This window comes from Noviherbaspirillum denitrificans (assembly GCF_002211445.1).
Lineage (GTDB): Bacteria > Pseudomonadota > Gammaproteobacteria > Burkholderiales > Burkholderiaceae_D > Noviherbaspirillum > Noviherbaspirillum denitrificans.
Genome location: NZ_LSTO01000001.1, coordinates 3234418 through 3260195, shown reverse-complemented (window position 1 = coordinate 3260195; position 25778 = coordinate 3234418). Strand labels below are relative to the sequence as shown.

Sequence of the window (25778 nt, the reverse complement as noted above, 5' to 3'; positions counted from 1 at the left end):
CCGCATCCTCGACCGCAAGGCGATGTCGTCCATCAGGGGCGGCGACGGCTCCTGGGTCTTTGGCGCGTTCCGTCCCTACAACCGCCATAGCAATCCGTTCGGCGGGGCGGCGGTGGTCAACTTCTACCAGATCAACAACTACGCCGACCAGATGATCAACCAGGTCCAGATGGTGGATATCAACAACACCGCCGCGAACGCGAACATCAACGTCGGGCTGAACGAGGCCAGCACAAACATCAAGCCCGGCACAAACGCCAAGCATTAGACGCAAGACAATCCTTCTGCGCGGGACTGCGTGCAATCCGCGTTACGGGCTCTATACTCATCGCAGGGAAGAATTCCGGATTGCCGCCTGCCGTCGGAGGTGAACGTGACGCAAACCACGCCATTCAAATGGACGTCGTCCTCCCGCACGCATACGGGACTGGTTCGCAAGATCAATGAAGACTCCGTGCTCGACTTGGCCGACCGCGGCATATGGGCAGTGGCGGACGGCATGGGCGGCCACACGCTGGGGGACTTCGCCAGCAACGCCATCGTCGCCTCGCTCTCGGACCTGCAACCAGGCGATGCGCTCGAACTCTTTGCCACCGATGCAGAGGCCCGCCTGCAATCCGTCAACCGCCAGCTGCGCGCCGAAGCGCACAATCGCGGCGCGCAAATCATCGGCAGCACCGTCGTCGTCCTGCTCGCGCACGGCCGTCGCTGCGCCTACCTGTGGGCGGGCGACAGCCGCATTTATCTTTGCAGAAACGGTCACCTCATGCAGCTCACGCGCGACCATAGCCAGGTCGAGGAACTGCTTGCCTGTGGCAGCCTGACCGCCGAAGATGCGATCCACCATCCCGCGCGCAACCTCATCACGCGCGCTGTCGGCGCGGCTGAAACACTTGAAGTCGACGGCGAGATGATTGAAGTGGCCGACGGCGACATATTCCTGCTATGCAGCGACGGCGTCAGCAATGAAGTGAGCGAACAGGAGATTCGCGCCGCGCTGGTGACCGGCAATTGTCCGCAGGCTGCGGATGAACTGGTCGAGATCGCTCTCATGCGCGGCGGACGCGACAACATTTCCGCCGTGGTCGCACGCGCTGACGACTTGCATACGAGCGACAAGACCGTCCTCAATCCCGCGCTCTGACTATCTCGACAAATAGCGATTCAGATCAAGCCCTGTGCGTCCGTCACGACCATCATGGACAGGGGATCATGCGCCCGTCTGCAGCGCCGGGCGCGCACATGATCTGGTGATGCCGGCGTGTCGCGTGAATGCCAACAGGTGAAGCGGCGCCGGCGAGCAAATGTTGGACAAGCCCCGACAGACGCCATGCACGCTGACCGATCCATCCTTCCAACGACGCCTGTAGCCACCGCACACGTCAGGCTGGCACCAAAGGTGCTAGAAGCGGATGTTCCTTGCGCATTCATGCATTGGCGAGGCGGCTGACCAAACAGATTCGGTAGATACCCATGGTGAACGATTTCAATCAGAAGACCGCATTGCGAACCCGCCGTATGCCCTTCCGGCCGACGACGGAAAGTGACGCGGAGCACAGCGCGAACGTCCTCCCGGTCGGCACGCACCTGGGCGAGTTCGAAGTTCTCGACCTCATCGGCGAGGGCGGCTTCGGCATTGTGTATCTGGCTTACGACCATTCGCTGGAACGCCAGGTCGCGCTGAAGGAATACATGCCCTCCGGCCTTGCCATGCGCACCACGCGCCTGGCCGTTACGGTACGATCGCAACACAACGTCGAGACCTTCACCGCCGGCTTGAAGAGCTTCATCAACGAGGCCAAGATGCTGGCGCAGTTCGACTCGCCCTCGCTGGTAAAGGTGCATCGCTTCTGGGAAGGCAACGGCACCGCCTACATGGTGATGCCATTCTACGAAGGCATCACGCTGAAGCAGGCGCTCAAGCAGCGCCGCATCACGCCTTCGGAATCCTGGGTGCGCGTGCTGCTGGGCGACCTGTTCGATGCCATCGAGATCATCCACCGTGGGCAATGCCTGCACCGCGATATCGCGCCAGACAACATCCTGCTGCTCAAGGACGGCCGTCCGCTACTGCTCGACTTCGGTGCCGCACGCCGCGTGATCGGCGACCTGACGCAGTGCCTCACGGCGATCCTCAAGCCAGGCTATGCGCCGATCGAACAGTACGCCGACATCGCCGGCCTGCGCCAGGGGCCATGGACGGACATCTACGCCTTGTCTGCCGTGGTCTACTACCTGATCGCCGGCAAGGCGCCGCCGCCTGCTGTCGCGCGCATGGTGCATGACGAACTGGTGCCCGCGCGCGAAGTCGGCAAGGGCCGCTACAGCGCAGGCTTCCTGGCCGCCATCGACAAGGCGCTGTCGGTCAAGCCGGAACAGCGCTTCCGCTCCATCGGCGAACTGCGCCATGCGCTCGACATCATGGAAGCGCCGCCGCGCACCCTGCCGCAATCGGATCCCGGTTTCACCACTACCATGGTCCGCAGTCCCGACATGGATCCGGTGCGCACGCAGATGCCGCTGGACATGATGCAGGACGTCAGGACCCGCATCGCGCCGCCGGTCACCCAACGCAGCGAACGCCAGCGCTCCCAGCCGCAGCCTGCGGGCCGCCCCCCAACCCGGGGCTCGTCCTACGGCAAGCGCGAATGGAGCATCCTCGGCATTCTTCTGACAGCAGGGGTTGCATCCGGCATTTATCTCGGAACAGGTTCGTCCTGGCGGGGCCTGGGCGCAGGCTCGGGCAGCAGCACGGCGATGGAGTCCTCCGGCGCAAGCGAGACACCAGACGAAAAGGAAGAGCGCAAGCCGCCCTCCTATACGCTCAAGCCCGTCGAAACCCGGCCCGCGCAGCCCCTGCCTCCGCCTGTCGCCAAGGCGCCGGTGCCGGCTCCTGCGCCCGTCCTGCAGGAAACTCCCCGCATCGGCGACGCGCCGCCTGCGCCATCCACCACGCGAGAGGACGACGCCTGGCAAAAGGCAAGCAGTTCGGACAAGCCCGGTGCGTATGAAAAGTACCTGAAGGAGTTCCCGCGCGGCCGTTACGCTGCGGTTGCCCGCCTGCGCCTAGACAGCATCAAGCAGTCGAAGGAAACGCCGTCCTCGTCCGAGGAAGACCTCTGGACCGCGTCGACCACAGTGCACACGCAGACCTCTTACGAGACCTACCTGAAGAAGTATCCGAAGGGCCGCTACGCCGCACTGGCGAAGGACCGGATCGCCAGCTTCAAGCAGCCTGACAGGACCGAGCGCGAGGAGCCGGTGCCGGCTGTGCCACCGGCAGCGAGCGTGAAGAAGGAGACGCCGCCCCCGATAGCCGCTGCGCCAGCACCGACGCCCGCTCCGGCTGCACCGCAGGCTGCACCGGTTCCGGCGGCGTCCGCCCCTGCCGTTACGGAGCACAAACCGCCGGAACCCGCCGATCGGGTCGCGAGCATCAAGCCGCCCGAGCGGGTCGTCACGCCGCCGCCAAAATCGGCCCTGGAGTCGCGGCCGGCGACGCCCGCCGGCACCGAGACACCCACCGCTTCAGCCCGCAAGCCGCTGGTGCTGGATGACCAGACCATGGTCGGCAATTTCTCGGTCGATCCAAAGTCCGGCGCCGTGTCCGGCACCGGCAAGATCACCTGGACCAACGGCAACCAGTTCGAAGGCACGCTCGTGCGCGGCATGAAGGAAGGCAAAGGCCGCTTTGTCTGGAGCAACGGCCAGCGCTACAGCGGCGACTGGGCGCGTGACATGCCGAACGGACGCGGCACCATCACCTTCGCGGACGGCAGCCGCTATGAAGGTGAAGTGCGCGACGGCATGCCCAATGGCCGCGGCGCAACGCGCTTCAAGAGCGGTGACGTCTACGACGGCAACTGGCTGCGCGGCAAGAGCCATGGCCAGGGCCGCTATACCTGGGCCAACGGCAGCTACTGGGAAGGCGAGTTCAGGGACGACAAGCGGACCGAGAACGGCAAGATGGTGTTTGCCGAGCAGTCCCAGAAGAATCCCGAGGCGGATACGCCGGCGAACAATACGCAGAATGCCGGGCGCAGGAACGTGGCGAATGAGTCGTCGGGGTACTGACAGCTATCCGGTGTATCACGCTACGCAACCCGAGACCTGGCGCGGTAGCAAGCTTGCAATCCTGTGCCAGGACGCTAAAACTGAAAGCGTCCGGACCACGAGGAGGCCTTATGGCTAGCGACGTTTACCACGACGGAATGCGGCGCCTGCAGGACGCGCGCGACACCAGGCGGCTGGCGGACAGACTGCGCGAAGTGACATTGCGCACCGCGTTCACCGAGGAGGACCGCGCCTTCATCGAACGCAGTCCGATGTTCTTCATCGCCACCGCCGATGCCGAGGGTCGGCCGGATTGCTCCTACAAGGGCGGACTGCCGGGATTCGTGCATGTCGTCGGCGAGCGCACCCTCGCCTTTCCCGACTACGACGGCAACGGCATGTATCGCACGTGGGGAAATGTGCTCGTGAACGCGAACGTCGGCATGCTGTTCCTTGATTTTGAAAGCCCGAAGCGCCTGCGCATCAACGGGACGGCTACCATCAGCGAAGATGATCCCCTGCGCGATGACTTTCCCGGATCGGTGTTCATCGTGCGCGTGGAAGCGGCAGCTATCTTCCCGAACTGCCCGCGCTATATCCACAAGATGCAGCTGACCGAATACTCTGCGTACGCACCGCGGCCCGGCTACACACCGCCGGTGCCCGCGTGGAAGACATTTGATTCCTTCCGCGACGCGCTGCCGGCAAGGGATCGGGACGAATAAGGCTCAGGCAGCCGATCTCTCCTGCGCGTCTTCCATTGCGAGGATTTCTTTGTAGCAGGCGGTGGCACCGCTCTCTTCAAGGCAGACTTCCGCAAGGTCGGTCCGCAGCATGCCATGCCTGACGAGCACGCGGATCTTGCCGACGCGGTCGGCTGCGCGCACGGTGCTCGCCAGCGCGGAGGCCGGACCGGAACGATCGATCGCCGCGATGGCCTGTTCCGGGAATTCCCACTGCTTGCCGATCACGCACGCGAGGCGCCGTGCGTAATGCGCGAATGAAGACTGGAAGTCGAGCGAACGCAGCTCGCCGGGTGCCGCGCCGCCAGCCTGGTCAATCACGCGCAGTGCGACGATCACACCCACGCCCTGCAGCAGCCCGGCAAGGAAAGCTTCGAAACCGTCCACCCGGCGCACTTTTGCAAAATGGCGGCAAGCGACGCCATAGGGCTCCGACAGTTCCCAGACGCGCGGCGCGCCTTGTCCGGTGAAGTGGCCGAGACCCGCGTTGAAAAGCGGCTGGAAAGCGACGCCCGCGACCAGCATGCGCAGGCCGTTCTGGCCAATGACAGCAATCGCCTCTTCGATGGTCTTGACCGCCGACGCACGGCGGTAATAGGAACTGTTCACCTGCTTCAGCACTGCCGCGACAAGCACTGCATCCTGCGACACCTGCTCCGCCAGCTGGCTGTTGGAGACATTGCGGTCGCGCAGGCTGCGCAGCAGCAGGGGAATCACCGATGGAATGCGGGGAACGAGGTCCGCGGTGGCAGGATCGTCGGCGTCGGCCACGCGCTTGAGTGTGCGCAGCAGGCGGTTCTCGGCATCGTTCATCCCGTCAGCCACGCCCGTGCCCATGCCAAGCAGCCAGGGGAAAAACAGGTTGTCGATGTCGATCATCTCCACCGGCTCGGGCGGCTCGACGGCCAGCACGGTCAGCGGATTGAGCGCAAGGTCCTCGTCCGGCACCAATGGCCCGGGGCTGCGGTGGAAAAATCGGTCGATGAGCTTCTTGAACATAGGCGGCAGGCAATTCGACGGGCAGCGGACAGTGTACTGTGCCGTGCCGTTGCGGTGTACGCATCCAGCTCAAGAAAAACCGGATGCGCAGCATTATCAAAACACCAATTCAGTGCGCCTTGCCCTTCTCCTGCGCCTCCGCCGCCTGCCGCCGGAAATCCTTGGACCGGATGCCGTGCTTCTTCAGCAACATCTGCAGGTGCGACCGGTTCATGTCGCAGCGTCTTGCCAGTTCGGCCACGGTTCCGCCGACTTCCTTCAGGCCGTGCTCGAGGAAGGCCCGCTCGGCTTCGTCGCTCGCCGCACGCTTGGCATCGCTGAGGGAGGTCAGCTTCATTGCCTCGATGTCCATCGGCCCTGCCGTGATCGCACGCGCCGGCGCCTTGGGCCGGATATCCTCGGGCAGGTGCACGATATCCGCCATGTCCCCTGCCAGGCAGGAAAGCCGGTAGATCAGGTTGCGCAGCTCGCGGATGTTGCCGGGATAGGAATAGTGGAGCATGAAGTCGCGCAGGCGCGGCGTCATCTTGACCGGCGCACGCTTCAGCGCCTCCGCCGCCTCGTCGCAAAAGAAGGAAATCAGCAGCGGAATCTCGTCCTTGCGCTCGCGCAGCGGCGGCAGCGTGACGTGGATGACGCTCAGCCGGTAAAACAGGTCTTCACGGAAGCTTCCTTCCTCGATCAGTTTGCGCAGGTTCTTGTTGGTGGCGGCGACAATGCGCGTGTCGACGTTGATGATCTCGTCCGAGCCGACGCGCTGGATTTCGTGCGCCTGCAGCACGCGCAGCAGCTTCACTTGCCCCTGCAATGGCAGTTCGCCGATCTCGTCGAGGAAGATGGTGCCCTTGTGCGCGCTCTCGAACTTGCCCTTGCGGTCGTTGGCCGCGCCGGTGAACGCGCCTTTCTTGTGGCCGAACAGTTCCGATTCCAGCAGGTTGTCAGGGATCGCGCCGCAGTTGACGGAAATGTAAGGTTTGTCCGCGCGCGAGCCGTTCGCATGGATGACCTTGGCCATCAGTTCCTTGCCAGTGCCGCTTTCGCCGTCGATCAGCACCGGCAGATCGGTGGGCGCGGCCTTTTCCGCGATTTCCAGCGATTCCAACAGCTTGGGGTTGTCGCCGAAGGTGCCTTCAAAGATGAAGCTGCGGTCCATCAGGCCCTTGCGCCGCTCACCCGGCGGACGTTCGATCGGCTCCAGCGGCTCGACCTCGGCGGTGGCCGCACGCACGAAACGCTCCTTGTGCGACATTTGCATCACTTCGTCGCGCAGCGTATTGGCGTGCCGCAGCAGCTTTTCGATATCCGCTCGCTCCAGCTTCGATGCCCAGCGCAGGGTGTTGCGCATGATCTCGATTTTTTCCAGCACGCCGGCGTAGGTGACGCTGGTGCCGCCCAGCCGTTGGTCAAAGAGTTTCATGCGGCGCTCAATTGTTTCTGGACGAGTTCGTAGTACATGCCGCGGCGCGCGACGAGTTCCTCGTGCCGTCCCTGCTCGACCACCGCGCCTTCAAACAGCACCAGGATCTTGTCGGCACGCATGATGGTACTGAGGCGATGGGCGATGACGACCGCGGTGCGGCCCTTGAGGATCTCGTGCATGTTGCCCATGATGTTGCTTTCGGACTGGGTGTCGAGCGCTGAGGTCGCTTCGTCGAACACCAGCAGCCGCGGGTCGTGGTAGAGCGCGCGGGCGATGCACAAGCGCTGGATCTGGCCGCCGGACAAGCCCATGCCTCGCTCGCCGACCACCTGTTCATAACCCAGCGGAAGCTTGCTGATGAAGGCGTGCGCATCGGCCATCTTTGCCACTTCCTCGATGCGCCGGCGGTCCGGGCTTTCTTCGCCGCTTGCGATGTTCTCGGCGATCGTGCCCGAGAACAGCAGATTGCTTTGCATGACATAGCCGACCTGCGCGCGGTAGTAATCCTTGTCGATCACGCTCATGTCGTAGCCGTCGACCACGATCTTGCCTTCCGTGGGCATGTAGAAGCCGACCAGCAGCTTGGCCAGTGTGGTCTTGCCCGATCCGCTGCGGCCGACAATGGCAACCAGTTCGCCCGGCTTGATGTCGAGGCTGATGTTTTCCAACACATAGGCCGTGTCGTCGCCGCCATAACGGAAGTAGAGGCCTTCCAGCTTGATCTCGCCCTGCAGGTCGGGCAGCACCACGCGCGACGGCAAGTCTTGCGGCTTCTGCTCCGGTTCCATGTCGAGCACGTCGCCCAGCCGCTCCATCGCCACGCCGGCATCATTGAGCAGATTCCACAGGCCGACCAGGCCCATCAGCGGCGCCAGCACGCTGCCCATCAAGGCGTTGAAGGCGATCAGCTGGCCGATGCTCAGCTCGCGCGAGAGCACCAGGCTCGCGCCGACCCAGAGCACCGCAATGGTGGTCGCGGCATTGAGGATCTGGCCCACGAGCGAAATGCAGATGTTGAAGGTCTGCGCGCGGTACTGCACCTCCAGCGCCTTCACGTATTTTTTTTCCCACTTGAGGCGCACCGGGCGTTCGGTCCCCATGCCCTTCACGGTTTCGACGCCACCCAACGCCTCCATCAGGAAGGCTTGCGCGTCGGTCGATGCGGCGAATGCCTCGCGTGCGAAATTCTTCACCCTCGGCGTCGCCAACACCGTCAGTGTAATGATCGGTATGACGAAGGCGATCAGCACCATCGTCAGCTTGACGTTGTACAGGAACATGATGGTGAAGTAGATGAATACCATCAGCAGGTTGAGGATGGTGGTGATCGTCGACTCTGTCAGGAAGGCGCGGATGGTGTGGTTTTCCTGGAAGCGCGCGAGGATATCGCCCGTCTTGCGCTTGGCGAAGAAGGAAAACGGCAGCGACATGGTGTGCTTGAAGAAGTGCGACATCATTGCGAAGTCGAGGTTGCGCACCATGAACCCGGCGAGGAAGGAACGTATGGTCGTCATCAGCTGCGTGAACAGGCTTGATATGACCAGCCCGACGATCAGCAGGTGCAGCAGGTTGAAGTTCTGGTGCACGATGACGCCGTCGAGGATGTTCTGGATGATGAGCGGCGGCACCAGCCCGAGCACCTGGATGACGAAGGTGGCAAGGAAGATATGCAGCAGGATCTTCTTGTACGGTTTGAGATAGCCGACGAAACGTATCCAGGGTGAGCGCGACGCCGCGAGCTGCACCATGTCCTGCCCCGGCGTGAAGACGAGGCAGGTGCCGCTCCAGCCGCGCTCGAATTCCTCGACCGCCATTTTCTTGAAGCCGATGGCCGGATCGGCGACCCACACGTGGGTCTTGGAGACGCCATAGACGATGATGTAGTGGTAACCCTCCCAGTGCGCGATGAACGGCAGCTGGAATCCGAGCAGGGATTCGTAGGTGCACTGCACGCCGCGCGTGGAGAATCCAAGCGAGTCGCCCACGCGCGCGAGGCTGTCGAGCGTGGCGCCGGCCGTAGTCACATTGGCCAGTTCGCGCAGCTTGCCCAGCGTCATCGGGATGCCGTAGTGCTTGCAGATCATCGCCAGGCAGGCGGCGCCGCAATCCATCTCTTCCGCCTGTTCGACCAGCGGGAAGCGGCGAATGACCTTCTCGCCCATTGCGGGCTTTGATTGCAGGTCGAGCAGCACCGGGCGCTTGCGCCGCTCCTCGAGCTTCTTCTGCCGCTGCAGTTCCCGCTCGACAATGCGGATGCGGTCTTCCAGCACTTCACGCAGCTTCGGGTTGCGCTCCAGGATCAGGTGGATGGTCTTTTCCGGGATCACCAGCAGCGTGGTGTCGGTAACGGCGGTCACCGTCACCATCTGTTCCTGCCGCATCAGGCACGCCTTCTCGCCGAAGATGTCGCCCTGGTGCAATGTAGCGAGCGGATACTCGGTGCCCTCCTCGGTGCGCAACAGCCTGACTTCCCCCTGTCGGATCACATAAAGGCGCCGGTCTTCCTTCGAATCCTGCTTCAGGATGTCCCTGCCGGCCGCAACGCGCTTGACGCCCACGCTGCGCACGAACTCTTCCAGCTCCGCCTTGTTGACCTTGCCGCGCAGATCGAACAGCCGCGTGACGAATCCGCCGGCCGAGCTGATCGCCACATAACTGGCGATGAACTCCAGCGCCGCGGGATTGCGCGCGATGATCGGCTCGATGACCTTGCGCGGGATGAACAGCAGTTCGGTCTTGAGCGACGCGCGCACCGATGATTCGTGCCGGTAGTCGCGCAGCATCGCGATCTCGGCGATGACCTCGCGCTCCTTGCGCACGCCCATGCTGATTTCCTTGCCGTTCTCCTCGGTAAAGACGCGCACCGAACCGGACTTGACGATGAACAATCCACCGGCCGGGTCACCGGCATTGCAGACCGTGTCGCCGAATGCGAAGAAGCGGGACTCCGCATGCTCTGCCAGCCGCTCGATCTCGTCGCGGCTGAAGGGAGAAAGGAGCTCGACGGACGCGAGGAAATCCGCCAGGGGCTGCTGCTGTTTCTGCGCCGCGTCCATGAAAGGGGATTACCGTGCTTCGATGATGTGTTCCTGCGCGCGGGCAAACAGCCATTCCTCTCGCAGCAGGCGGCGGATCTCGGCCGCCGTGTCGTCATCCAGCCGAGCCGGATGCTTGGCATCCACCTTGAAGATTTCAAACACTGACCTGTCCGGCGACGCAAACGGTCCGAGCAGGTCGCCCTCGGATGCATTGAAGACCTTGGCTTCGATATCGGTCTTCAGCGAGCCGCGCAGCACCTTGCCGATGCGCCCGCCCTGCTCCTTTGTATCGGCAACGGAATGCTCACGCGCCATGTCGCCGAAGGCATCCGGATCATCGCGCAGGTAGGACACCATTTCCTTGGCCTTGCCTTCGGCGTCGAGCACCATGTGGCTGACTTCGATGCTGTCGAACTTCGGCGAGTTGAGCTTGAAGTAATGCTCGATGGCCTTGTCGCTGCAGACGTCGGCCATCATCTTTTCCTGGTACAGGCTGTCGGTGACGAAGGTCTCGAATTCGTCAAGGCTCACGCCCAGCGCATTGAGATAGTTGTTCATGTCGGCCGCGCGGTGCAGGCCCTGCACGCGGCGGAAGTTGTCGGCACGTTCCTGGATCTCTTCCGGCGTTACCTTGATGCCGTGTTTCTTCGCCGCACGCACCGTCAGCTTGTCCCTGACAATCTGCTCGATGAGGCCCTCGAACTGCCCGGTGAGCTTCAGTGTCCTGACGAAGTCCTCGACACGGATGACTTCATCGTCAATACGCACAATCGCCGTCATCGTCCCCTCCTTGCGGTTAGCCCTGTTGGATGCAAGGCATGGAGAGCGGGTTCACTGCTCCCCGGCATGAAATTGGATCTGGCGCAAGGCTCGCGCGTTCGAAGCGTGGCCGCGCGCCAGCAAGCGTTACAGAAACCTTAGGATTTCATGCGCCGGGGATGTTTGCGCGTGGTCAAACGCGCGTCAATGAGGATTGATGCAGTAGCGGTTCTTGCCGGACTTCTTTGCCTGGTACATCAGGCGGTCGGCAGTTTCCATCACGGACGATTCGTCGCGGCAACCGTCGTCGGGAAGCAGGCAGATGCCGACGCTGGCGCCGATGCGCAAATCGCCCTGGCCGTGCACGTGGACAGCCGCGATCGTCTCGACGATCGATTGCGCCAGCCTTTCCAGCTCCGTGAGGTCCGAGGCGTCGGAAACAACGATGCCGAACTCGTCACCGCCCAGCCGCGCCACGCGGTCGTTGGCTTCGACGCAATCGTGCAACCGGTTGGCGATGTGCTTGAGCACTTCATCGCCCATACCATGGCCGCCGACATCATTGACTGCCTTGAAGCCATCGAGATCGAGCAGCATCACTGCGCTGCGCGCGCCGCTCCGCCCTGCATCGTGCAGCTGCTTCTGCAGGCATTGGAAGAAACCCGCCCGGTTCATCAGGCCGGTCAGCGAATCCGTGCGCGACGCCGATTCGAAACGCGCGGCGCGCTGCTGCATCTCGCGCTTGGCTTGCGCAATCTGCTCGGACAGCTTCAATGTATACCAAGGCAGCACGAGGATGGACAGCACGATGCCTTCCGTCACCAGTTTGCCTGCCTGCCAGTGCGGCGACAGTCCCAGCGCCACCCCAACGCATGCGCCGCCGATGACCGACGATAGCCGGGCGTATCTCGGGCCGTTGCGCAAACCGTTGCCGACAGCCATCACGACCGGTGCCCAGATGACCGGCGCAAGCACGTCGCCCGCTTCGTACAAGGCAAACGCGAACACTGCCTGGTCGAGGACGATGGAAAGGATGCGCCGTGTGCGGAAGTTGAGCAGGGAAAAACCGACGACGCCGATCCACGCCGCGCTGAATCCGAGAAAGGCGGCAATGCCGGCCACTGCCTCGTGCAGGTCGAGGATATGCCCCATCCCCCAGGCAATCGCGATATAGGCGACGAATACCATGGTCCCGGCGAGGCGGAAGCACGCATGGCCCATTTCGCTGCCAAGGTTCAGGTGCCGCGTTTTAGACGGTGAAGCCGTTACAGGAATATCCATGGCGCCTTGTCCGGATCGGGGGCTCCTCGGTACGCGCAAGAGAAGTGCAGGCGAGTGGCCGCACCGCGCTATGCCGGGTTGTCTCCAGGTTATTGTTATTGCCTTGCGGCAACTATTATATCTATAGAGTCAGCTTGCTTCGATACTATTTGTAGAGGATATCCACTAGATGATTCTTACCTGAAAGGTCGCCGAACATTTTCCTGCAGGGAACAAAAATGCTCCTGCTCCGGTCTAGGGAGTACCGAGTAGCTTTTGACAGGAACGACCATCATGATGCTTGACGAGCAACACAGCGAAGAACTGCGCGCACTGCGTAACCTGGAGCGGACCGTGCGGGCGTATAGCCTGACGGCGCACATGATTCCGGCCTATCGCCGCCAGGAAATGCTCGCCGTTGCCTTGCGCGAGGTGGTTAATGCACGGAAATCCGCCATTCGAAAATCCCGGACTGCGTTCCGTTCTGCGAAACCGGATACGTCAACAGGCTAATCTAGAGCAACACTTTTCAAACTACATTTCCCTTTGTCAACACATGGCCGTCTTTCGGGGTAACATATCAGGATTGATATTTGCCGTCCGAAGTCGCCATGAGCGTCCTGCCCCCTGCCCCGCTCCTGTCGGTCGATCTGCTCTCTGACCGGAACCGTACACCGGCCGCGCTGCTGCTTGAGTTCAGCAACAGTGGCGCCGACGACGCGTTCATCCCGCTGGCCCAACACGAAGACTTCCGCGCGCTTGCGGGGCGGTTCCCATGCCGGTTCACTACCGGCGGCATGTCACCATCGCTCGAACCAGCAGTCGTGGAGGCGGGTTGCCGCCCTGTGCCTGCCGGATCGCTTGCACGCATCGATCGCCTTCCCGAAGAACCGTTTCCGCCCGAGATCGACTGGATCGCCGGCCCGTGGTACATGGCGCCGCGCGCCAAGCCGGCGGGCAGCCAGGCCGCGTCCCGCGCGCTGGCGCTGCAGCTGGTCCAGCTCGTGTCCACCGATGCTGACACACATGAAATCGAAGCCGTCCTGAGGCGCGATCCCACGCTGTCCTATCACCTGCTGCGTCTCGTCAATTCGCTCGGCATGGGCATGAGCCGGCAAATCACCAGTTTTTCCCAGGCCATCCTGATCCTCGGGCGCGCGCAGCTGCGGCGCTGGCTCAACCTGATGCTGTTTTCCGCGCGCTCCGGCGATGAAGGTTCTGCCATGCTGCTGGCGCGCGTTGCGGTCCGCGCCCGCTTGATGGAGCTGGCCGCGAAGGCCAGCGGCCTCGACAAGTCGAACCAGGAATCGGCTTTCATGGCCGGCATGTTCTCGCTTCTCGGTGTGCTGTTCGGCATGCCGCTGGAGGAAGTCCTGCGCCCTCTCAGGATCAGCGAAACCCTACTGGGCGCGCTGCTGCGCCGCGAGGGCGACATCGGGCGGCTCCTGACACTGGCCGAAGCGGCCGAAGGCCGCGACTTGCCAGCAGTAGAAGCCTGCCTGCAAGGCCTGCACCTGGCGGCCGCCGAATTCAACCTGTTGAATGTGCAAGCCCACAACTGGATGCTGGACGTCGTGCGCGAAAGCGCCGGAGGACAACATGCCTGACCAGAACGCCATCGAGCGCTGCCTTGCATTGTGCCGCGAGGCGCGTTCACTCGATGGCGCGGCCCAACTGCAAGCCTTGAGCGCGCTTGAAGCGGAACTGGCCGGACTGAAGGGCCAATCCCCGCGCGCCAAACTGTCCGAGCCGGTGATCGGCATGGATCCGGCGGGCTATATCACCAGCTGGAACGACGGCGCCGAGCGCCTGTTCGGCTACACGCCGGAAGAAGCAGTCGGCCAGCACGTGCTCTTCCTGTACGCCGATGACGACGACCAGGTCGCCGAACTCTTCCTGGAAGAAGGCACGTCGCTGATGGAGGTTCGGCGCCGCAAGAAATCCGGCGAAATCTTCTGGGCCAGCCTGGCGCTGTCGATGACCTTGGACGAGGCCGGCCATCCGGCGGGCATGGTGGCCCGCATGTCCGAAATCACCGAGCGCCTGTCAGATGAAGACAAGCTGCGCCTGCATGCGCGCATCATCGAAGACAGCGACCAGGGCATCCTGATCACCGACGGCGAGGAGCGCATCGTCTCCGTCAACACTGCCTTCACCCGCATCACCGGTTACTCTGCCGCCGAAGCCATCGGCAAGACGCCCGACCTGCTCCGCTCCGGCAAGCACACCGCCGACTTCCGCGCACAAGTGCGGTCGGCCATGCAAGGCGCCGGGCCTTGGCAGGGCGAGATTTTCGGCAAGCGCAAGAATGGCGACGTCTTCCCGCAGTCGGTCACGATCAGTGTCGTACGCAACGACAAGGGGCAGATCACCCACGCCTTCTCGATCTTCTCCGACATCAGCGTCTTCAAGGAAGCTGAAGCGCGCATGCAGCGACTGGCCAACTACGACACCCTGACCGGACTGCCGAACCGCGCACTGCTCAACCAGCTGGTCGGCCAGGCGCTGGCCTCCGCGCGCCGTAGCAGGTCGCATGGTGCCCTGCTGGTGATCAACCTGCAGCGCTTCCACTCCATCTACGACACCCTTGGCCATGAAGTCGGCGACGCCCTGCTGGGCGAGGTGAGCGCGCGATTCCGTCATGTGCTGCGCGACGAAGACGTGCTTGCGCGCATCGACGGCGACAAGTTCGCGGTGGCGCTGTTCGAGATACAGAAGCGGGAACACGCCGGTATCGTCGCCAACAAGCTGCTTTCCAAGCTCGACGCACCCTTCGAGATCGAGGAGCACAACCTGCGCATCGGCGCCAGCATCGGCATCTCGGTCTATCCGGAAGACGGCATGGACACCGCGGCACTGCTGCGCTACGCGGATGCGGCGCGGGTGCGCGTGCACGACAACGGCGCCAACGGCTACATGTTCTACAGCCCGGAAATGAACGAACGGGCGAAGGAGCACCTCTGGTTCGAAAGCGAATTGCGGCGTGCGCTCGTCGGCAATCACCTGCAGCTGCATTACCAGCCGAAGGTCAGCCTGCGCAGCGGCCGCATCGTCGGCGCCGAAGCGCTGCTGCGCTGGAAACATCCCGATCGCGGCATGGTCTCGCCCGGTATTTTCATTCCGGTCGCGGAAGAAACCGGACTGATCCTCGAACTCGGCACCTGGGTGCTGGACGAAGCCTGCCGCCAGATCCGCCAATGGCAGGATGCGGGCGTCGATGTGCCGCCCGTGGCCGTCAACCTGTCATCGCGCCAGTTCGACCGGCACCTGCCGGACCGCATCCAGGAAGTCCTTGAGCGCCACGGCATCGCCGCCGACCGCATCAAGCTGGAAATCACCGAGACACTGCTGGTCCGCGGCCCGGACACCGTCATCCCGATCATGAACGAACTGGCGGCGCGCGGCCTGGCGCTGGCGCTCGACGATTTCGGCACCGGCTATTCCAGCCTCGCCTACCTGAAGAAATTCCCGATCAGCACGCTCAAGATCGACCGCGCCTTCGTGATTGGTTTGCCGCAGGAAGAAAACGATTGCGCGATTGCGCGCGCCATCGTGACGATGGGCCAGCAATTGCGCCAGGAGATTGTCGCCGAGGGTGTCGAGACGCCGGAACAGATGGCCTTCCTGCGCGACCTCGGCTGCGACCAGCTCCAGGGTTACCTGTTCAGCCCACCAGTCGTGGCGGGCGACTTCGAACGTATGGTGCGTGACGGGAAGCGTCTCAACCTCACCGTCACCATAGAACAGCGCGCGGCGAAATAGCCTATAAAAAAGACGCTACCTGCGCCGCAAACGTCTTGATATCGAAGGGCTTCGCGATATAGCCGTTGAAGCCTGCGTCGAGCAGCTCGTGCACCTCGCCGTCCCGCGCCAGCCCGGTGACGGCAACCATCGGGATTCCTGCCGTCGCCGCATCGCCGCGAAGGCTGCGCAATACCTCGATTCCCGTCATGTCCGGCATGCGGCCGTCGCACAGGATCAGGTCGGGCAAATCACGACGTGCCGCCAGCAATCCCTCCCCGCCATTCAGCGCACCCGTCACCTCGTGTCCTGCGGCTTTCAGCAGCAGGACCATCAGCCGCAGGTTGGCCGGGTCATCCTCGATCACCAACAGGCGTTTACCAGCCATACGTCTTGCTCCATTTGGTCAGCGCGTCCGATGCCGTGTCAAGCACATGGTACTCGCGATACGGGGCGACGGTCATGCACGCGTGGTTCGGCAGGATGCGCAACTGCGATCCGACGGGAAAGCGCTCGAACGGCGGCGTCCCATGTGTGCTGCGCACGAATCCATGTTCCTGATGCACATCCGCGACATACAAACCGTCGATGGGCCGGCCATCGATGTCGCATACCAGCCCGTAGCCGATGTGCGGGTCATGCTCGTTCGCGCTGACATCCTTTGAAATCGCCAGTGCGCCTGCATCGACCAGCATGTGGCCGGCTTCACGATGATGCCCGATGACTGTCGCCAGCACGCTGACCGCGATGTCGTCCACATTGCAGACGCCCAGGCGCGCCTGCGAGAGGTCGAAAAACACATACACGCCAGGCCGGATCTCGGTCACGCCGTCGAGCGGCACGTCGGTCAGTGCGGTCGGCGTCGAGCCGATGCTCACTGTGTCGCATGTCATGCCGGCGGCGCGGATGCGTTCCGCCGCCAGCACCGCCGCATCGCGCTCGGCAATGGCAATTTGCGCGCGCGCCGCTTCGCTTGCCGCATGATAGGAGTGTCCGGCATGGGTCAGCACGCCTTCCAGATGCAATCCGGGGGCGTCTGCAATCCGCTTGGCGATGGCAATCAATGCGTCGCTGCCGGCAGCGACGCCGGCGCGATGGCCGCCGCAATCGATTTCGATCAGCACCGACAGCGGTGCACCGGCGTGGCCGGCGATCGCCTCCGCCGCGCGCACCGAATCCAGGACGATGCTGATCCGTGCGCCACGCGCGATATACGCTTCGATGGCAGTCAGCTTCGAAGGCGCGATCCCGACTGCATAGGTGATGTCGCGGAAGCCGGCCTCGAAGAAATAGGCGAGCTCCGCTATCGTCGATACGGTAATGCCGCCAAACTGGCCGGCTGTTGCGATCCGGGCAACCTCGGCGCTTTTCGCGGTCTTCAGGTGGGGCCGGAGTCGGACGCCAGCGTCGGCGGCACGTCGCGCCATGCGCGCGCAATTCGCTTCGAGCCGCTGGCGATCGAGGATGATCGCCGGCGTGGGCAGTGTGGAAAAAAGAGATACGGGAGAGTTCACGTTTATCGAAAGCCGGGCTGAAAATCAATCCGGCGGAGATTTCCACCGGTATCATGCTGATGTTAACACGAACATCTTCGCCGCATTTTCGATGACCTCCGCCTGTCTGCGCACTCCACCAATTTCTAAACAACTATCTTGCGCGGGGACCGGCGCATGCTGAACGGATTGTGGCTCGGATTTTTCCTGGTCGCCGCGATCAGCGCAGCGGCCCGCTGGCTGGCGGGTGACCCGGGCGTATTCGGCGCGATGGTGGAAAGCCTGTTTGCGATGGCGAAGCTGTCCGTCGAAGTCATGATCCTCCTGTTCGGCACGCTCACCCTATGGATGGGATTCCTGCGCATCGCCGAAAAGGCGGGCCTGGTGGAATTGCTTGCACGCGTGCTGACGCCGCTGTTCCGGCGCCTCATGCCCGGCGTGCCGGCCGGCCATCCCGCTCTGGGATTGATCACGCTGAACTTCACCGCGAACGGTCTTGGTTTGGACAACGCCGCAACACCCATCGGCCTCAAGGCCATGCGCGCGTTGCAGGAACTGAACGACCGGCCCGACACGGCCACCAATGCACAGATCCTGTTCCTGGTCCTGAACGCCTCCTCCCTCACGCTGCTGCCGGTATCCATCTTCATGTACCGCCTGCAACAGGGCGCGCCGGATCCGACCATGGTCTTCCTGCCCATCCTGATTGCCACCAGCGCCTCTACCCTCACCGGTTTCCTGTCGGTCGCACTGATGCAGCGCCTGAAGATATGGGATCCCGTCGTCCTCGCCTGGCTGGGCGGGTTCGCGCTGCTGCTTGGCGGCTTCATGGCGACCCTGGGCGGCATGTCGACCGCAGGACTTGCCGCACTTTCCTCCCTGCTCGGCAACCTTGTCCTGTTCGGACTGATCCTGCTCTTCCTGCTGGTCGGCGCATCGCGGCGCGTGCCTGTCTATGAGACCTTCGTTGAAGGCGCGAAGGAAGGCTTCGACGTCGCAAAGAACCTCCTGCCCTACCTCGTCGCCATGCTCTGCGCGGTCGGCGTGCTGCGCGCTTCCGGTGCGCTGGAGGCGGCGCTGGATGGCATTCGTTACGTCGTCGTGACGCTGGGTTGGGATACACGTTTCGTTGACGCCCTCCCGACCGCTCTGGTCAAACCGTTTTCAGGCAGTGCCGCGCGCGCCATGCTGATCGAGCTGATGAAGAGCGGCGGGGTCGACAGTTTCCCCGCGCTCGTTGCCGCGACTGTCCAGGGCAGCACCGAGACCACTTTCTACGTGCTCGCCGTGTATTTCGGGGCAGTCGGCATCCAGCGGGCGCGGCATGCGGTAGGATGCGCGCTGCTCGCCGACCTCGCAGGCGTGCTTGCGTCGATCTGGGTGTGTTACTGGTTCTTCGGCTGATCAGGCCAAGAGCTGTTCGGAATGCGTCGAGCACAACAGGCGTTCCATGTCTTCCGGCGGCATGGGAGCGCTGATGCACGATCCCTGGATTTCGTCGCAGGAGGTGGTCCGCAGGAAGGCCAGGTGCTCCTCGCTCTCCACACCTTCCGCCACCACCGACAAGCCCAGTGTATGCGCCAGGTTGATGACAGCCTCCGCCAGCTTCCAGGGACTGACTTCATCAGAATGGTTTTGCAGCAGGAAGGACCGGTCCAGCTTCAGGCAATCGAGCGGGAAGCGGCGCAAATAGGCAAGCGATGAATAGCCGGTGCCGAAGTCGTCGACCGACAGGCGCAGGCCGTGACGCTTGAGCTCCTTCAGCAGGATGGCCGCAGTATCGGCGTCTTCCATCAATGCCGATTCGGTGAGTTCCAGTTCCAGCTGCCCGGGATGCAGGCCGCTGGCACGCAGCGCTTGCCTGACCGAAGCCAGGATCTTTTCGTTGCGCAGCTGGCGCGCGGAGAGGTTGACCGAAACAGTGAATGGGCGTCCATGGCGCAGCGTCCATTCCTGCACCTGCTGCGTTGCGCGCCGTAACACCCAGTCGGTAATGCTGTCGATCAGGCCACTTTCCTCCGCCAGCGGAATGAAATCCACCGGCGACACCTCGCCGAGCTGCGGATGCGTCCAGCGCAACAAGGCTTCGACGCCAGTCAGGCGCGAAGTCTTCAGGTCGACGCGCGGCTGGTAATACACGACGAATTCGTTGCGATCGAGCGCATGGCGCAAGGCGGCGTGGCGCATCATGCGGGTGCGCGACTCGGCACTCATGTCGGGCGTGTAGAAGCGGAAACAGTTACCGCCGGCCGCCTTGGCGCGGTACAACGCGGTATCCGCATTTTGCAGCAGCACGTCGCTGGTTTCGCCGTCCTGCGGGAACATGCTGATGCCGATCGATGCGCAGGCGCGCACCTCGTGTCCCTCGATCATCGCCGGCGGGTCGAGTGCCCGGCACAGCTTTTCTCCGAGACGCATGGCGGAGGTATCACCATACCTGCATTCGGCAAGGACCACGAACTCGTCCCCACCCAGCCGGGCGACAGTATCGCTGGGCCGGATGCAGCGCCGGAGCCTGGCAGCGATATTCTTGAGCAGCGCATCTCCCGCCGCATGCCCGAGCGAGTCGTTGACTTCCTTGAAGTTGTCGAGGTCGATGAAGAATACGGCCAGCTGTGCATCAGGCCGCCGTTCCTCGAGCCATTGGCGCAGGCGGCGCTGCAACAGCTCGCGGTTCGGCAGCTTGGTCAGCGTATCGCGGGTGGCGAGCTGTTCGAGGGCGTTGGCGGTCCGTACTTCATGGGTGACGTCGCGGCTGACGCCACGGTAACCGCAGAAAACGCCGTCCTCGCTGAACGGTTCGCCCGAAATGCGCAGGAAACGGATGTCGCCTGGCTTGGTAAGCGACCAGACCGGGTAAATGAGGTCGTGGAAAGGCTTGCGGGCGGCGACGCTTTCGGCGCAGACGATGAATCCGGCGGCCTTGGGATCGGCGATATGCTCTTCGAAGCTGGAACCGAGCAGCTCGGTCGTGCGCTGGCCGAGCCGCTGGTAGATGCCTTCGGAAAAAAAGCTGAAGCGGATGCGGGCATCGGTTTCCCAATACCAGTCCGACGACAGGGTCGTCAGGCTGCGGAAGCGCTCCTCGCGCCGCGCCAGTTCCTTGCCGGCCTCCAGTTGCGTCGTAATGTCACGTGCAATCGCCACGATCCCCATCTTCGCCCCGCTCTGAGGATCGCGCACCGTGCGCGTACTCGCGCCCAGCCATACCCAATGCCCCTTCTTGTGGCGGAAACGGATATTGACCAGGCCGCGGCGCTTGGACCGCGGGCCCGGAGGCTCTGCGGCGACATCGTCCGGGTGGATGTAATCGTACAGATGCGTCCCGACCAGTTCATGCAGCTCATAACCGAGCGTGTCCTTGTGCGAAGGCGAGGCGTACACGTAGATGTTGCTGGCGTCGCTGTAGGAAATCAGGTCGCGCGCGTTTTCCGTCAGCAGGCGGTGTTCGATTTCACTGCGCATCAGCCTGGCGCGGACTTCATGGTTTTCCGTCACATCCAGAAGGGTACCGAGATAGCCGAGCAGCTTGCCTTGCGCGTCCAGGCGCGGGGCACCGGTATCGGAAATCCAGCGGGTGCTGCCGTTTCGACAACTGATCCGGTATTCGAGCCGGTATTGGCGGCGGGTGCGGCGTGCTTCAAGGATGCTCTGGATGGCTGCTGGCGCATCCTCGGGATGAATGTGCGAAAACCAGTCGTTGATGTGCAATTCGCGCGGTGACGAAAACGCCTGCGCCGCGTCAGGATTCAGATAGGTGCAACACCCATCCGCATCGGCTTCCCATACGATCATGGAAGCCTCCTCGGCGAGGCGGCGGATGGCTTCCCGAACGGCCGGGCTGGCCGCTGTATCAAGAGGGAATGATGAGGGTTGGTAACTTGCGCGCATGGCGCAGTATGTTACCACTTTGATACGTTTTAAAGATGACAGCCGGCGGCGGAACTAAGCGAGGAGGAACGGCGTCACAGGAGGAATTTCTCAAAAGAATTTCTTTCCATCCACTTCCAGGAACCGCCATGAAAAACCTGCATCACGAACTGAGGCGTGACGCCATACTTGAACTAGCCCATCAGGCCAGGTTGATGATCGTCGACGGCGAACTCTGCTTCCTGAACGACATGGCGACCGAAAAGGAACTGGTTGCGTTCGCCCGCCTGATCGAGCGGCACTTCAGCGAGCAGAAACAGGGTGCCTGAACTCCGGTGCGCGCGTGCTCTCGCCTATGTTGTCAATTTCATTGAGCTCCATGACCGCCACAATGAAGACCCCGACGACGAGCGCCGCCGTGAGGAATCCCAATGCCAGAATTATTATAGTTACCATCGCCCCTGTCTCCTGAGACGCGCTGTCGCATGACTTCATTTAAGCACCTCGCTCCCCCTCGCGCTTGCGCATTGTCAACGGTACGTTGCGCTCGGTAATTTTTCCCTGCGGAACGATCGGCAGCACGCTATCGCGTCCATAAAAAAAATCTGCGCATTTTTCTTTTTTGCGGGGCAACCAAAACGCTCCTGCCCTGTCCTATTGGCTTCTGATCAGCAACGTTGCGCGCTCTGGACACAGCATCCGGGATTCGCGCTCTCAACAGACCTTCCTAGAGGACGACCGAATGTCACGATGTTCCAAGCTTTATGACGCCTTCAACAATGCCTATGTCGGTGCGGTACTGATGGTGCTGCTCGCCTTTGCGAGCGTAGCCGCCGTCGTATTCAAGCCACTGGCGCTGCGCGACGCCAACCCGATCGTGCATTCCCAGGATATTTCCGAAATCACCCGCCTCGCGAACAACGCCGGCCGCCTCGAATATTTGCTGGTGGCACAGCCGCTGTCGGATTTCCCGCGCTACGTGTTCAAGTACAAGGACGCGGCGCAGATCAATGTGGTGAAGGTGCCGAGCACCTCGCACAGCAACCTCGAACGTGAAGTGCTGCTCAAGAACAGCATTCCTTATGCAATTGCCAATACCGAATACCTGGAAGCCCACAAGGAAATCTTCGAAGACAAGGAAACCAAGGCCAGCGCCCTGAGCGAGGCGAGCGGATTCCTCGCGCGCAATGCCATTGGCATCGCCATGCTGGTCCTGCTGTTCGTCGGCCTGCGCAAGGGCTTGCCGGGCATGGGCCTGGGTGGCGGCGCGTCCGTCGTCAAGCCGGAAAACCTGAAAGGCAGCATGGACGACCTGATCGGGATGGAAGACATCAAGCAGGAAGTCGCGCACCTGGAAGAAATGATCCGTAACCGCGACCTTTATCGTTCGCACAACATCGACAAGCCCTTCAACGTCATGCTGACCGGCCCGGCGGGCACCGGCAAGACCAAGCTGGCCGGCTACCTCGCCAAGAAGCTGGAGATTCCGCTGATCCAGGCGTCCGGTTCCGGCCTCGAGTCCGGCCTCGTCGGCGGCGGTTCCAAGGCGCTCAACGCCATCTACAAAAAGGCTTGCTCGATGGAACGCTGCATCATCTTCCTGGATGAAGCGCAAAGCCTGTTCATGCCGCGCGGCCGCGGCGACAAGAAGTGGGATGACGACACTGCCAACACCCTGCTCTCGCTGCTCGACGGCATCAAGAGCGACAAGGGCTCGGGCGTGATCTGGGTCGTGGCGTCCAACTTCAACGACGCGACCACGCAGATGGACGAGGCGATGCTGCGCCGCTTCGCTGTGAAGATCAATTTCCGCCTGCCCAACAAGGCTGAGCGTCGTGAACTGCTGAACGTGTTCCTCGCGAAGAAGGATCCGGAATGCGTGGACTGGGCCAACCTGAATCTCGACTATGCCGCCGAGATCACCGCCAACCTCAGTCCCGCGCTGCTGGAAACCGTGGTCGACCGCGCCAGCATGATCGCCATCCAGGAAAAGCTCCTGATCACCACCGATGTGATGTTCCGCGCTTTCGAGCGTTCGATGATCGGCCTGACCGACCGCGCGACCACCGCGGAACAGGACAAGAAGCGCGAGCGCGTCGCACTGCACGAACTCGGCCACTTCTTCATGCAGATCGATCCTTTCCTGCGCCAGGGCATGAGCTGGGATGAAGTGAAGGCGAAGTCGCCGCTGCTCAAGATCAGCACCGAATCCGTATCCAAGGTCGGCGCGCTGGGCTATGTGCTGTCGTCGAACGAGGATGTCTCCCTGCAGACGCTGGAAGAAATGGAACAGGACGTGATCCAGCTCTACGGTGGCGTGGCGGCAGAGGAACTGTTCTACGGCGCGCGCGGCATCTCGACCGGCAGCCAGAACGACATCCAGAAGATCACGGCCAAACTCGACCTGATGGTCAACCAGTTGTCGATGTATTCACGTTCCAAGGTCGACTACACGCAGTTCAAGCGTGAAGGTGCAAGCGAAGACGCGGTCCGCCAGGTGGAAGCCAAGGCCGACGAGCTGTACACCCGTTCGCTGGAGGCGATGAAGGATTACAAGGACATCATGTGGGCGCTGAAGGATACGCTGCTCGAGCGTTATGTCCTGTCGAAGGATGAAGTCTTCGAACTGCTGTCCGACATGACCATGCCGCAACCGGCGACAGCAGCGGCCTGATTCCGAGCCGTTCCATATCGAGCCCCGGTTGCCCCGGGGCTTTTTTCGTTCTGCTTCCCGGATTCGAGAAAAAAGCAGTCCCGCATTTGGGATTTTTCGTCCAGAAAATCAGCTGAAATCCGGCGCTTTCCCAGTCGTGGCGTCAGACTGGTGCTGCTGGCGCGAAAGATGCTTTAACGAAAAAGCGTTTCACTGAATGACAGGCAGCCTGTCATTCATTCACCTACAAAAGGACAATATCGATGAAAGCCATTTCCGCCCTGTTCGCGATCGCCGCACTGGCTGTTTCCGTTTCCGTGCAGGCTGCACCGACCGGGCATCCGTCGCCGTCCATGTCGGCCGACATGTTGAAAGCACCGAAGAACACGCCCGACGCTGACCTGCCGCTCAAGGGCAAGGTGCTGAGCACGCTGGACGCAAGCGAGTACACCTATATCGAAGTTGCCAAGGGCAAGGAAACCCTGTGGCTGGCCGCACCGAAGGTCGCGGTAAAAAAAGACGCCGTGGTCCGCTTTGAAGACGGCGCGGTGATGACCAATTTCCGCAGCAAGCTGCTCGACCGCACTTTCCCGTCCGTGATGTTCGTGAACCGCGTGGTCGTCACGAACGAAAAGCCGTAACGCACCTCTTTCTCCTCCCTCTCCGGGCGGCCCTCGTGCCGCCTTTTTTTTGTTTACGCTGCCTTGGCGTCGTCGGCGACATCGAACTGCGCGCGAAGCTCCCTTGCCACGGGCAATAATCCTTCAGCAGACAGGTCTTCCAGCATCACCTTCGGCGATTTGTCGATATCCGGATAATTGCGCAAGGTCGATCGCCTGTATGTCGGATCGTAATGGTTGCGCATCAGTCGCTCGAACAGGGCCGGTACTTCACGCCGCGCTGCAAGGTCCTCCCATGCCGAAAACTCCTCGCCCCCGATCAGCGGACGCAGGAAGGCAAGACGATCGATCATGGATTGCGGGTCCTGCTCGAAATGCGCGTAATCCTCGCGCAGCAATTGCACCCGCTGCGGCATCGGCGCGTCGACACTGACCGTGAAGCCGCCGCGCATGCGCTCCAGCAGCGCATCGGGCAACTGCACCTTGCCGATCTTCTTGCTCTCCGACTCCACCCACACGGGGCGCGCCGGATCGAACTGCTTGAGCTGGCGCAGCAGCAGGCTGTCGAACATCTTCTGGGTCGGCTGGTTCTTCCCCGGAACAGCGCCGATGATTGAGCCGCGATGGGTGGCAATGCCTTCCAGGTCCAGCACCTGCGCGCCTGCCTGGTGCAGAGCGCCGAGCAGGCGGGTCTTGCCGCAGCCGGTGGGGCCGGAGACAACGACGTAGCGGAACCCGGCCGGGAATGTTGCCATTTCCTCATTCACCCAGCGCCGGTAAGCTTTCCATCCCCCCTTGAGTTTCTCCACCCGGTAGCCGATGGTGTCGAGCACGTCGAACCAGACCTTGCTGCGTTTTCCGCCACGGAAGCAGTACACCAGGATGCGGCTCTTGGCCGGGTATTTCGCCACATGCTGCTCGATGTGGCGGGCGATGTTCATCAGCGAATAGCGCGCGCCGAGCTGGTAGGCGGCAAGCGGGTCGGTGCGGTGGAGTGTCCCGACTTCGGCGTATTCGGCGTTGTCGACGACAGGCAGGTTGATGGCGCCGGGAATATGGTCTTCCTCGTATTCACGCGGACTGCGGGCGTCGATGATCAGATCGTAGGAATCGAAATTTTGCATCCCCG

At 62.3% G+C, this 25778-nt stretch carries 20 protein-coding genes; 11 read left to right on the top strand and 9 right to left on the bottom strand.

Annotated features, from left to right (window positions below; translation table 11 throughout):
- From AYR66_RS15715 to AYR66_RS15700, 4 genes are all read left to right on the top strand, one after another.
- Positions 1 to 268: hypothetical protein (locus AYR66_RS15715; RefSeq protein WP_337367134.1), on the top strand; the 268-nt coding region annotated here is incomplete at its 5' end.
- 105 nt (positions 269 to 373) lie between these two features.
- The gene (locus AYR66_RS15710; protein WP_088709841.1) at positions 374 to 1144 is read left to right on the top strand and encodes a PP2C family protein-serine/threonine phosphatase; all 771 of its coding nucleotides are present in this window, start codon (positions 374 to 376) and stop codon (positions 1142 to 1144) included.
- Positions 1145 to 1503: 359 nt separating this feature from the next.
- Complete coding sequence (locus AYR66_RS15705) at positions 1504 to 4074, top strand: serine/threonine-protein kinase (protein WP_234814916.1); 2571 nt, start codon at positions 1504 to 1506, stop codon at positions 4072 to 4074.
- A gap of 110 nt (positions 4075 to 4184) precedes the next feature.
- Complete coding sequence (locus tag AYR66_RS15700) at positions 4185 to 4778, top strand: pyridoxamine 5'-phosphate oxidase family protein (RefSeq protein ID WP_088708283.1); 594 nt, start codon at positions 4185 to 4187, stop codon at positions 4776 to 4778.
- A gap of 3 nt (positions 4779 to 4781) precedes the next feature.
- Here the strand turns inward: AYR66_RS15700 and AYR66_RS15695 are convergent, their stop codons facing one another.
- The 5 genes from AYR66_RS15695 to AYR66_RS15675 form a co-directional block, all read right to left on the bottom strand.
- Positions 4782 to 5795 (bottom strand): HDOD domain-containing protein, encoded by a 1014-nt coding sequence (locus AYR66_RS15695; RefSeq protein WP_088708282.1) that lies wholly within the window; start codon positions 5793 to 5795, stop codon positions 4782 to 4784.
- 109 nt (positions 5796 to 5904) lie between these two features.
- Entirely contained in the window at positions 5905 to 7212 is a 1308-nt protein-coding gene (locus AYR66_RS15690; protein ID WP_088708281.1) for a sigma-54 interaction domain-containing protein, read from the bottom strand.
- On the bottom strand, positions 7209 to 10271 hold the full coding sequence (locus AYR66_RS15685; protein ID WP_088708280.1) for a peptidase domain-containing ABC transporter: 3063 nt from the start codon (positions 10269 to 10271) through the stop codon (positions 7209 to 7211). The genes AYR66_RS15690 and AYR66_RS15685 overlap by 4 nt, the downstream gene beginning before the upstream one ends.
- 9 nt (positions 10272 to 10280) lie before the next feature.
- Positions 10281 to 11033 (bottom strand): peptidylprolyl isomerase, encoded by a 753-nt coding sequence (locus AYR66_RS15680; RefSeq protein WP_088708279.1) that lies wholly within the window; start codon positions 11031 to 11033, stop codon positions 10281 to 10283.
- A gap of 183 nt (positions 11034 to 11216) precedes the next feature.
- A complete protein-coding gene (locus tag AYR66_RS15675; RefSeq protein WP_088708278.1) occupies positions 11217 to 12293 on the bottom strand; it encodes a GGDEF domain-containing protein in 1077 nt (358 codons plus the stop codon).
- Positions 12294 to 12566: 273 nt separating this feature from the next.
- Here AYR66_RS15675 and AYR66_RS15670 point away from each other — a divergent pair, with 273 nt between their 5' ends.
- From AYR66_RS15670 to AYR66_RS15660, 3 genes are all read left to right on the top strand, one after another.
- Positions 12567 to 12785, top strand: coding sequence for a hypothetical protein (locus AYR66_RS15670; RefSeq protein WP_088708277.1), 219 nt, complete (start codon positions 12567 to 12569; stop codon positions 12783 to 12785).
- 98 nt (positions 12786 to 12883) lie between these two features.
- Positions 12884 to 13879 (top strand): EAL and HDOD domain-containing protein, encoded by a 996-nt coding sequence (locus AYR66_RS15665; RefSeq protein ID WP_088708276.1) that lies wholly within the window; start codon positions 12884 to 12886, stop codon positions 13877 to 13879.
- Positions 13872 to 16034 carry a putative bifunctional diguanylate cyclase/phosphodiesterase gene (locus tag AYR66_RS15660; protein ID WP_088708275.1) on the top strand — a complete coding sequence of 721 codons (2163 nt, stop codon included), beginning with the start codon at positions 13872 to 13874 and terminating at the stop codon, positions 16032 to 16034. Before AYR66_RS15665 ends, AYR66_RS15660 begins: the two co-directional genes overlap by 8 nt.
- Before the next feature lies 1 nt (position 16035).
- Here AYR66_RS15660 and AYR66_RS15655 read toward each other — a convergent pair whose 3' ends face one another.
- Both AYR66_RS15655 and AYR66_RS15650 read right to left on the bottom strand, forming a co-directional pair.
- Positions 16036 to 16401, bottom strand: a complete 366-nt coding sequence (locus AYR66_RS15655; protein ID WP_088708274.1) for a response regulator — start codon at positions 16399 to 16401, stop codon at positions 16036 to 16038.
- A complete protein-coding gene (locus AYR66_RS15650) occupies positions 16391 to 17527 on the bottom strand; it encodes an alanine racemase (RefSeq protein ID WP_234814915.1) in 1137 nt (378 codons plus the stop codon). Before AYR66_RS15650 ends, AYR66_RS15655 begins: the two co-directional genes overlap by 11 nt.
- Positions 17528 to 17683: 156 nt before the next feature.
- On the opposite strand from AYR66_RS15650, the gene AYR66_RS15645 reads away from it, so the two are divergent.
- Positions 17684 to 18910: a nucleoside recognition domain-containing protein gene (locus tag AYR66_RS15645; RefSeq protein ID WP_088708272.1), complete on the top strand. Its 1227-nt coding sequence runs from the start codon at positions 17684 to 17686 to the stop codon at positions 18908 to 18910.
- On the opposite strand, the gene AYR66_RS15640 is transcribed toward AYR66_RS15645, so the two are convergent.
- Positions 18911 to 21397 (bottom strand): sensor domain-containing protein, encoded by a 2487-nt coding sequence (locus tag AYR66_RS15640; RefSeq protein WP_088708271.1) that lies wholly within the window; start codon positions 21395 to 21397, stop codon positions 18911 to 18913.
- Between the two features lie 128 nt (positions 21398 to 21525).
- Between AYR66_RS15640 and AYR66_RS15635 the strand changes: the two genes are divergently transcribed.
- The 3 genes from AYR66_RS15635 (at position 21526) to AYR66_RS15625 (ending at position 24670) form a co-directional block, all read left to right on the top strand.
- The gene (locus tag AYR66_RS15635) at positions 21526 to 21705 is read left to right on the top strand and encodes a hypothetical protein (protein ID WP_088708270.1); all 180 of its coding nucleotides are present in this window, start codon (positions 21526 to 21528) and stop codon (positions 21703 to 21705) included.
- A gap of 413 nt (positions 21706 to 22118) precedes the next feature.
- Positions 22119 to 24050, top strand: a complete 1932-nt coding sequence (locus AYR66_RS15630) for an AAA family ATPase (protein ID WP_088708269.1) — start codon at positions 22119 to 22121, stop codon at positions 24048 to 24050.
- A gap of 242 nt (positions 24051 to 24292) precedes the next feature.
- On the top strand, positions 24293 to 24670 hold the full coding sequence (locus AYR66_RS15625; RefSeq protein ID WP_206047191.1) for a hypothetical protein: 378 nt from the start codon (positions 24293 to 24295) through the stop codon (positions 24668 to 24670).
- A 53-nt stretch (positions 24671 to 24723) separates the two neighbouring features.
- On the opposite strand, the gene mnmH is transcribed toward AYR66_RS15625, so the two are convergent.
- On the bottom strand, positions 24724 to 25773 hold the full coding sequence (gene mnmH / locus AYR66_RS15620) for a tRNA 2-selenouridine(34) synthase MnmH (RefSeq protein WP_088708268.1): 1050 nt from the start codon (positions 25771 to 25773) through the stop codon (positions 24724 to 24726).
- Between the last annotated feature and the right edge of the window lie 5 nt (positions 25774 to 25778).

Bases quoted from the DNA above. Each gene is read 5' to 3' on its own strand.
- AYR66_RS15680 (WP_088708279.1), bottom strand. From the start codon at position 11,033: ATGACGGCGATTGTGCGTATTGACGATGAAGTCATCCGTGTCGAGGAC.
- AYR66_RS15690 (WP_088708281.1), bottom strand. From the start codon at position 7,212: ATGAAACTCTTTGACCAACGGCTGGGCGGCACCAGCGTCACCTACGCC.
- AYR66_RS15700 (WP_088708283.1), top strand. From the start codon at position 4,185: ATGGCTAGCGACGTTTACCACGACGGAATGCGGCGCCTGCAGGACGCG.
- AYR66_RS15685 (WP_088708280.1), bottom strand. From the start codon at position 10,271: ATGGACGCGGCGCAGAAACAGCAGCAGCCCCTGGCGGATTTCCTCGCG.
- AYR66_RS15665 (WP_088708276.1), top strand. From the start codon at position 12,884: ATGAGCGTCCTGCCCCCTGCCCCGCTCCTGTCGGTCGATCTGCTCTCT.
- AYR66_RS15630 (WP_088708269.1), top strand. From the start codon at position 22,119: ATGTCACGATGTTCCAAGCTTTATGACGCCTTCAACAATGCCTATGTC.
- mnmH (WP_088708268.1), bottom strand. From the start codon at position 25,773: ATGCAAAATTTCGATTCCTACGATCTGATCATCGACGCCCGCAGTCCG.
- AYR66_RS15640 (WP_088708271.1), bottom strand. From the start codon at position 21,397: ATGCGCGCAAGTTACCAACCCTCATCATTCCCTCTTGATACAGCGGCC.
- AYR66_RS15625 (WP_206047191.1), top strand. From the start codon at position 24,293: ATGAAAGCCATTTCCGCCCTGTTCGCGATCGCCGCACTGGCTGTTTCC.
- AYR66_RS15645 (WP_088708272.1), top strand. From the start codon at position 17,684: ATGCTGAACGGATTGTGGCTCGGATTTTTCCTGGTCGCCGCGATCAGC.
- AYR66_RS15635 (WP_088708270.1), top strand. From the start codon at position 21,526: ATGAAAAACCTGCATCACGAACTGAGGCGTGACGCCATACTTGAACTA.
- AYR66_RS15675 (WP_088708278.1), bottom strand. From the start codon at position 12,293: ATGGATATTCCTGTAACGGCTTCACCGTCTAAAACGCGGCACCTGAAC.
- AYR66_RS15655 (WP_088708274.1), bottom strand. From the start codon at position 16,401: ATGGCTGGTAAACGCCTGTTGGTGATCGAGGATGACCCGGCCAACCTG.
- AYR66_RS15695 (WP_088708282.1), bottom strand. From the start codon at position 5,795: ATGTTCAAGAAGCTCATCGACCGATTTTTCCACCGCAGCCCCGGGCCA.
- AYR66_RS15660 (WP_088708275.1), top strand. From the start codon at position 13,872: ATGCCTGACCAGAACGCCATCGAGCGCTGCCTTGCATTGTGCCGCGAG.
- AYR66_RS15670 (WP_088708277.1), top strand. From the start codon at position 12,567: ATGATGCTTGACGAGCAACACAGCGAAGAACTGCGCGCACTGCGTAAC.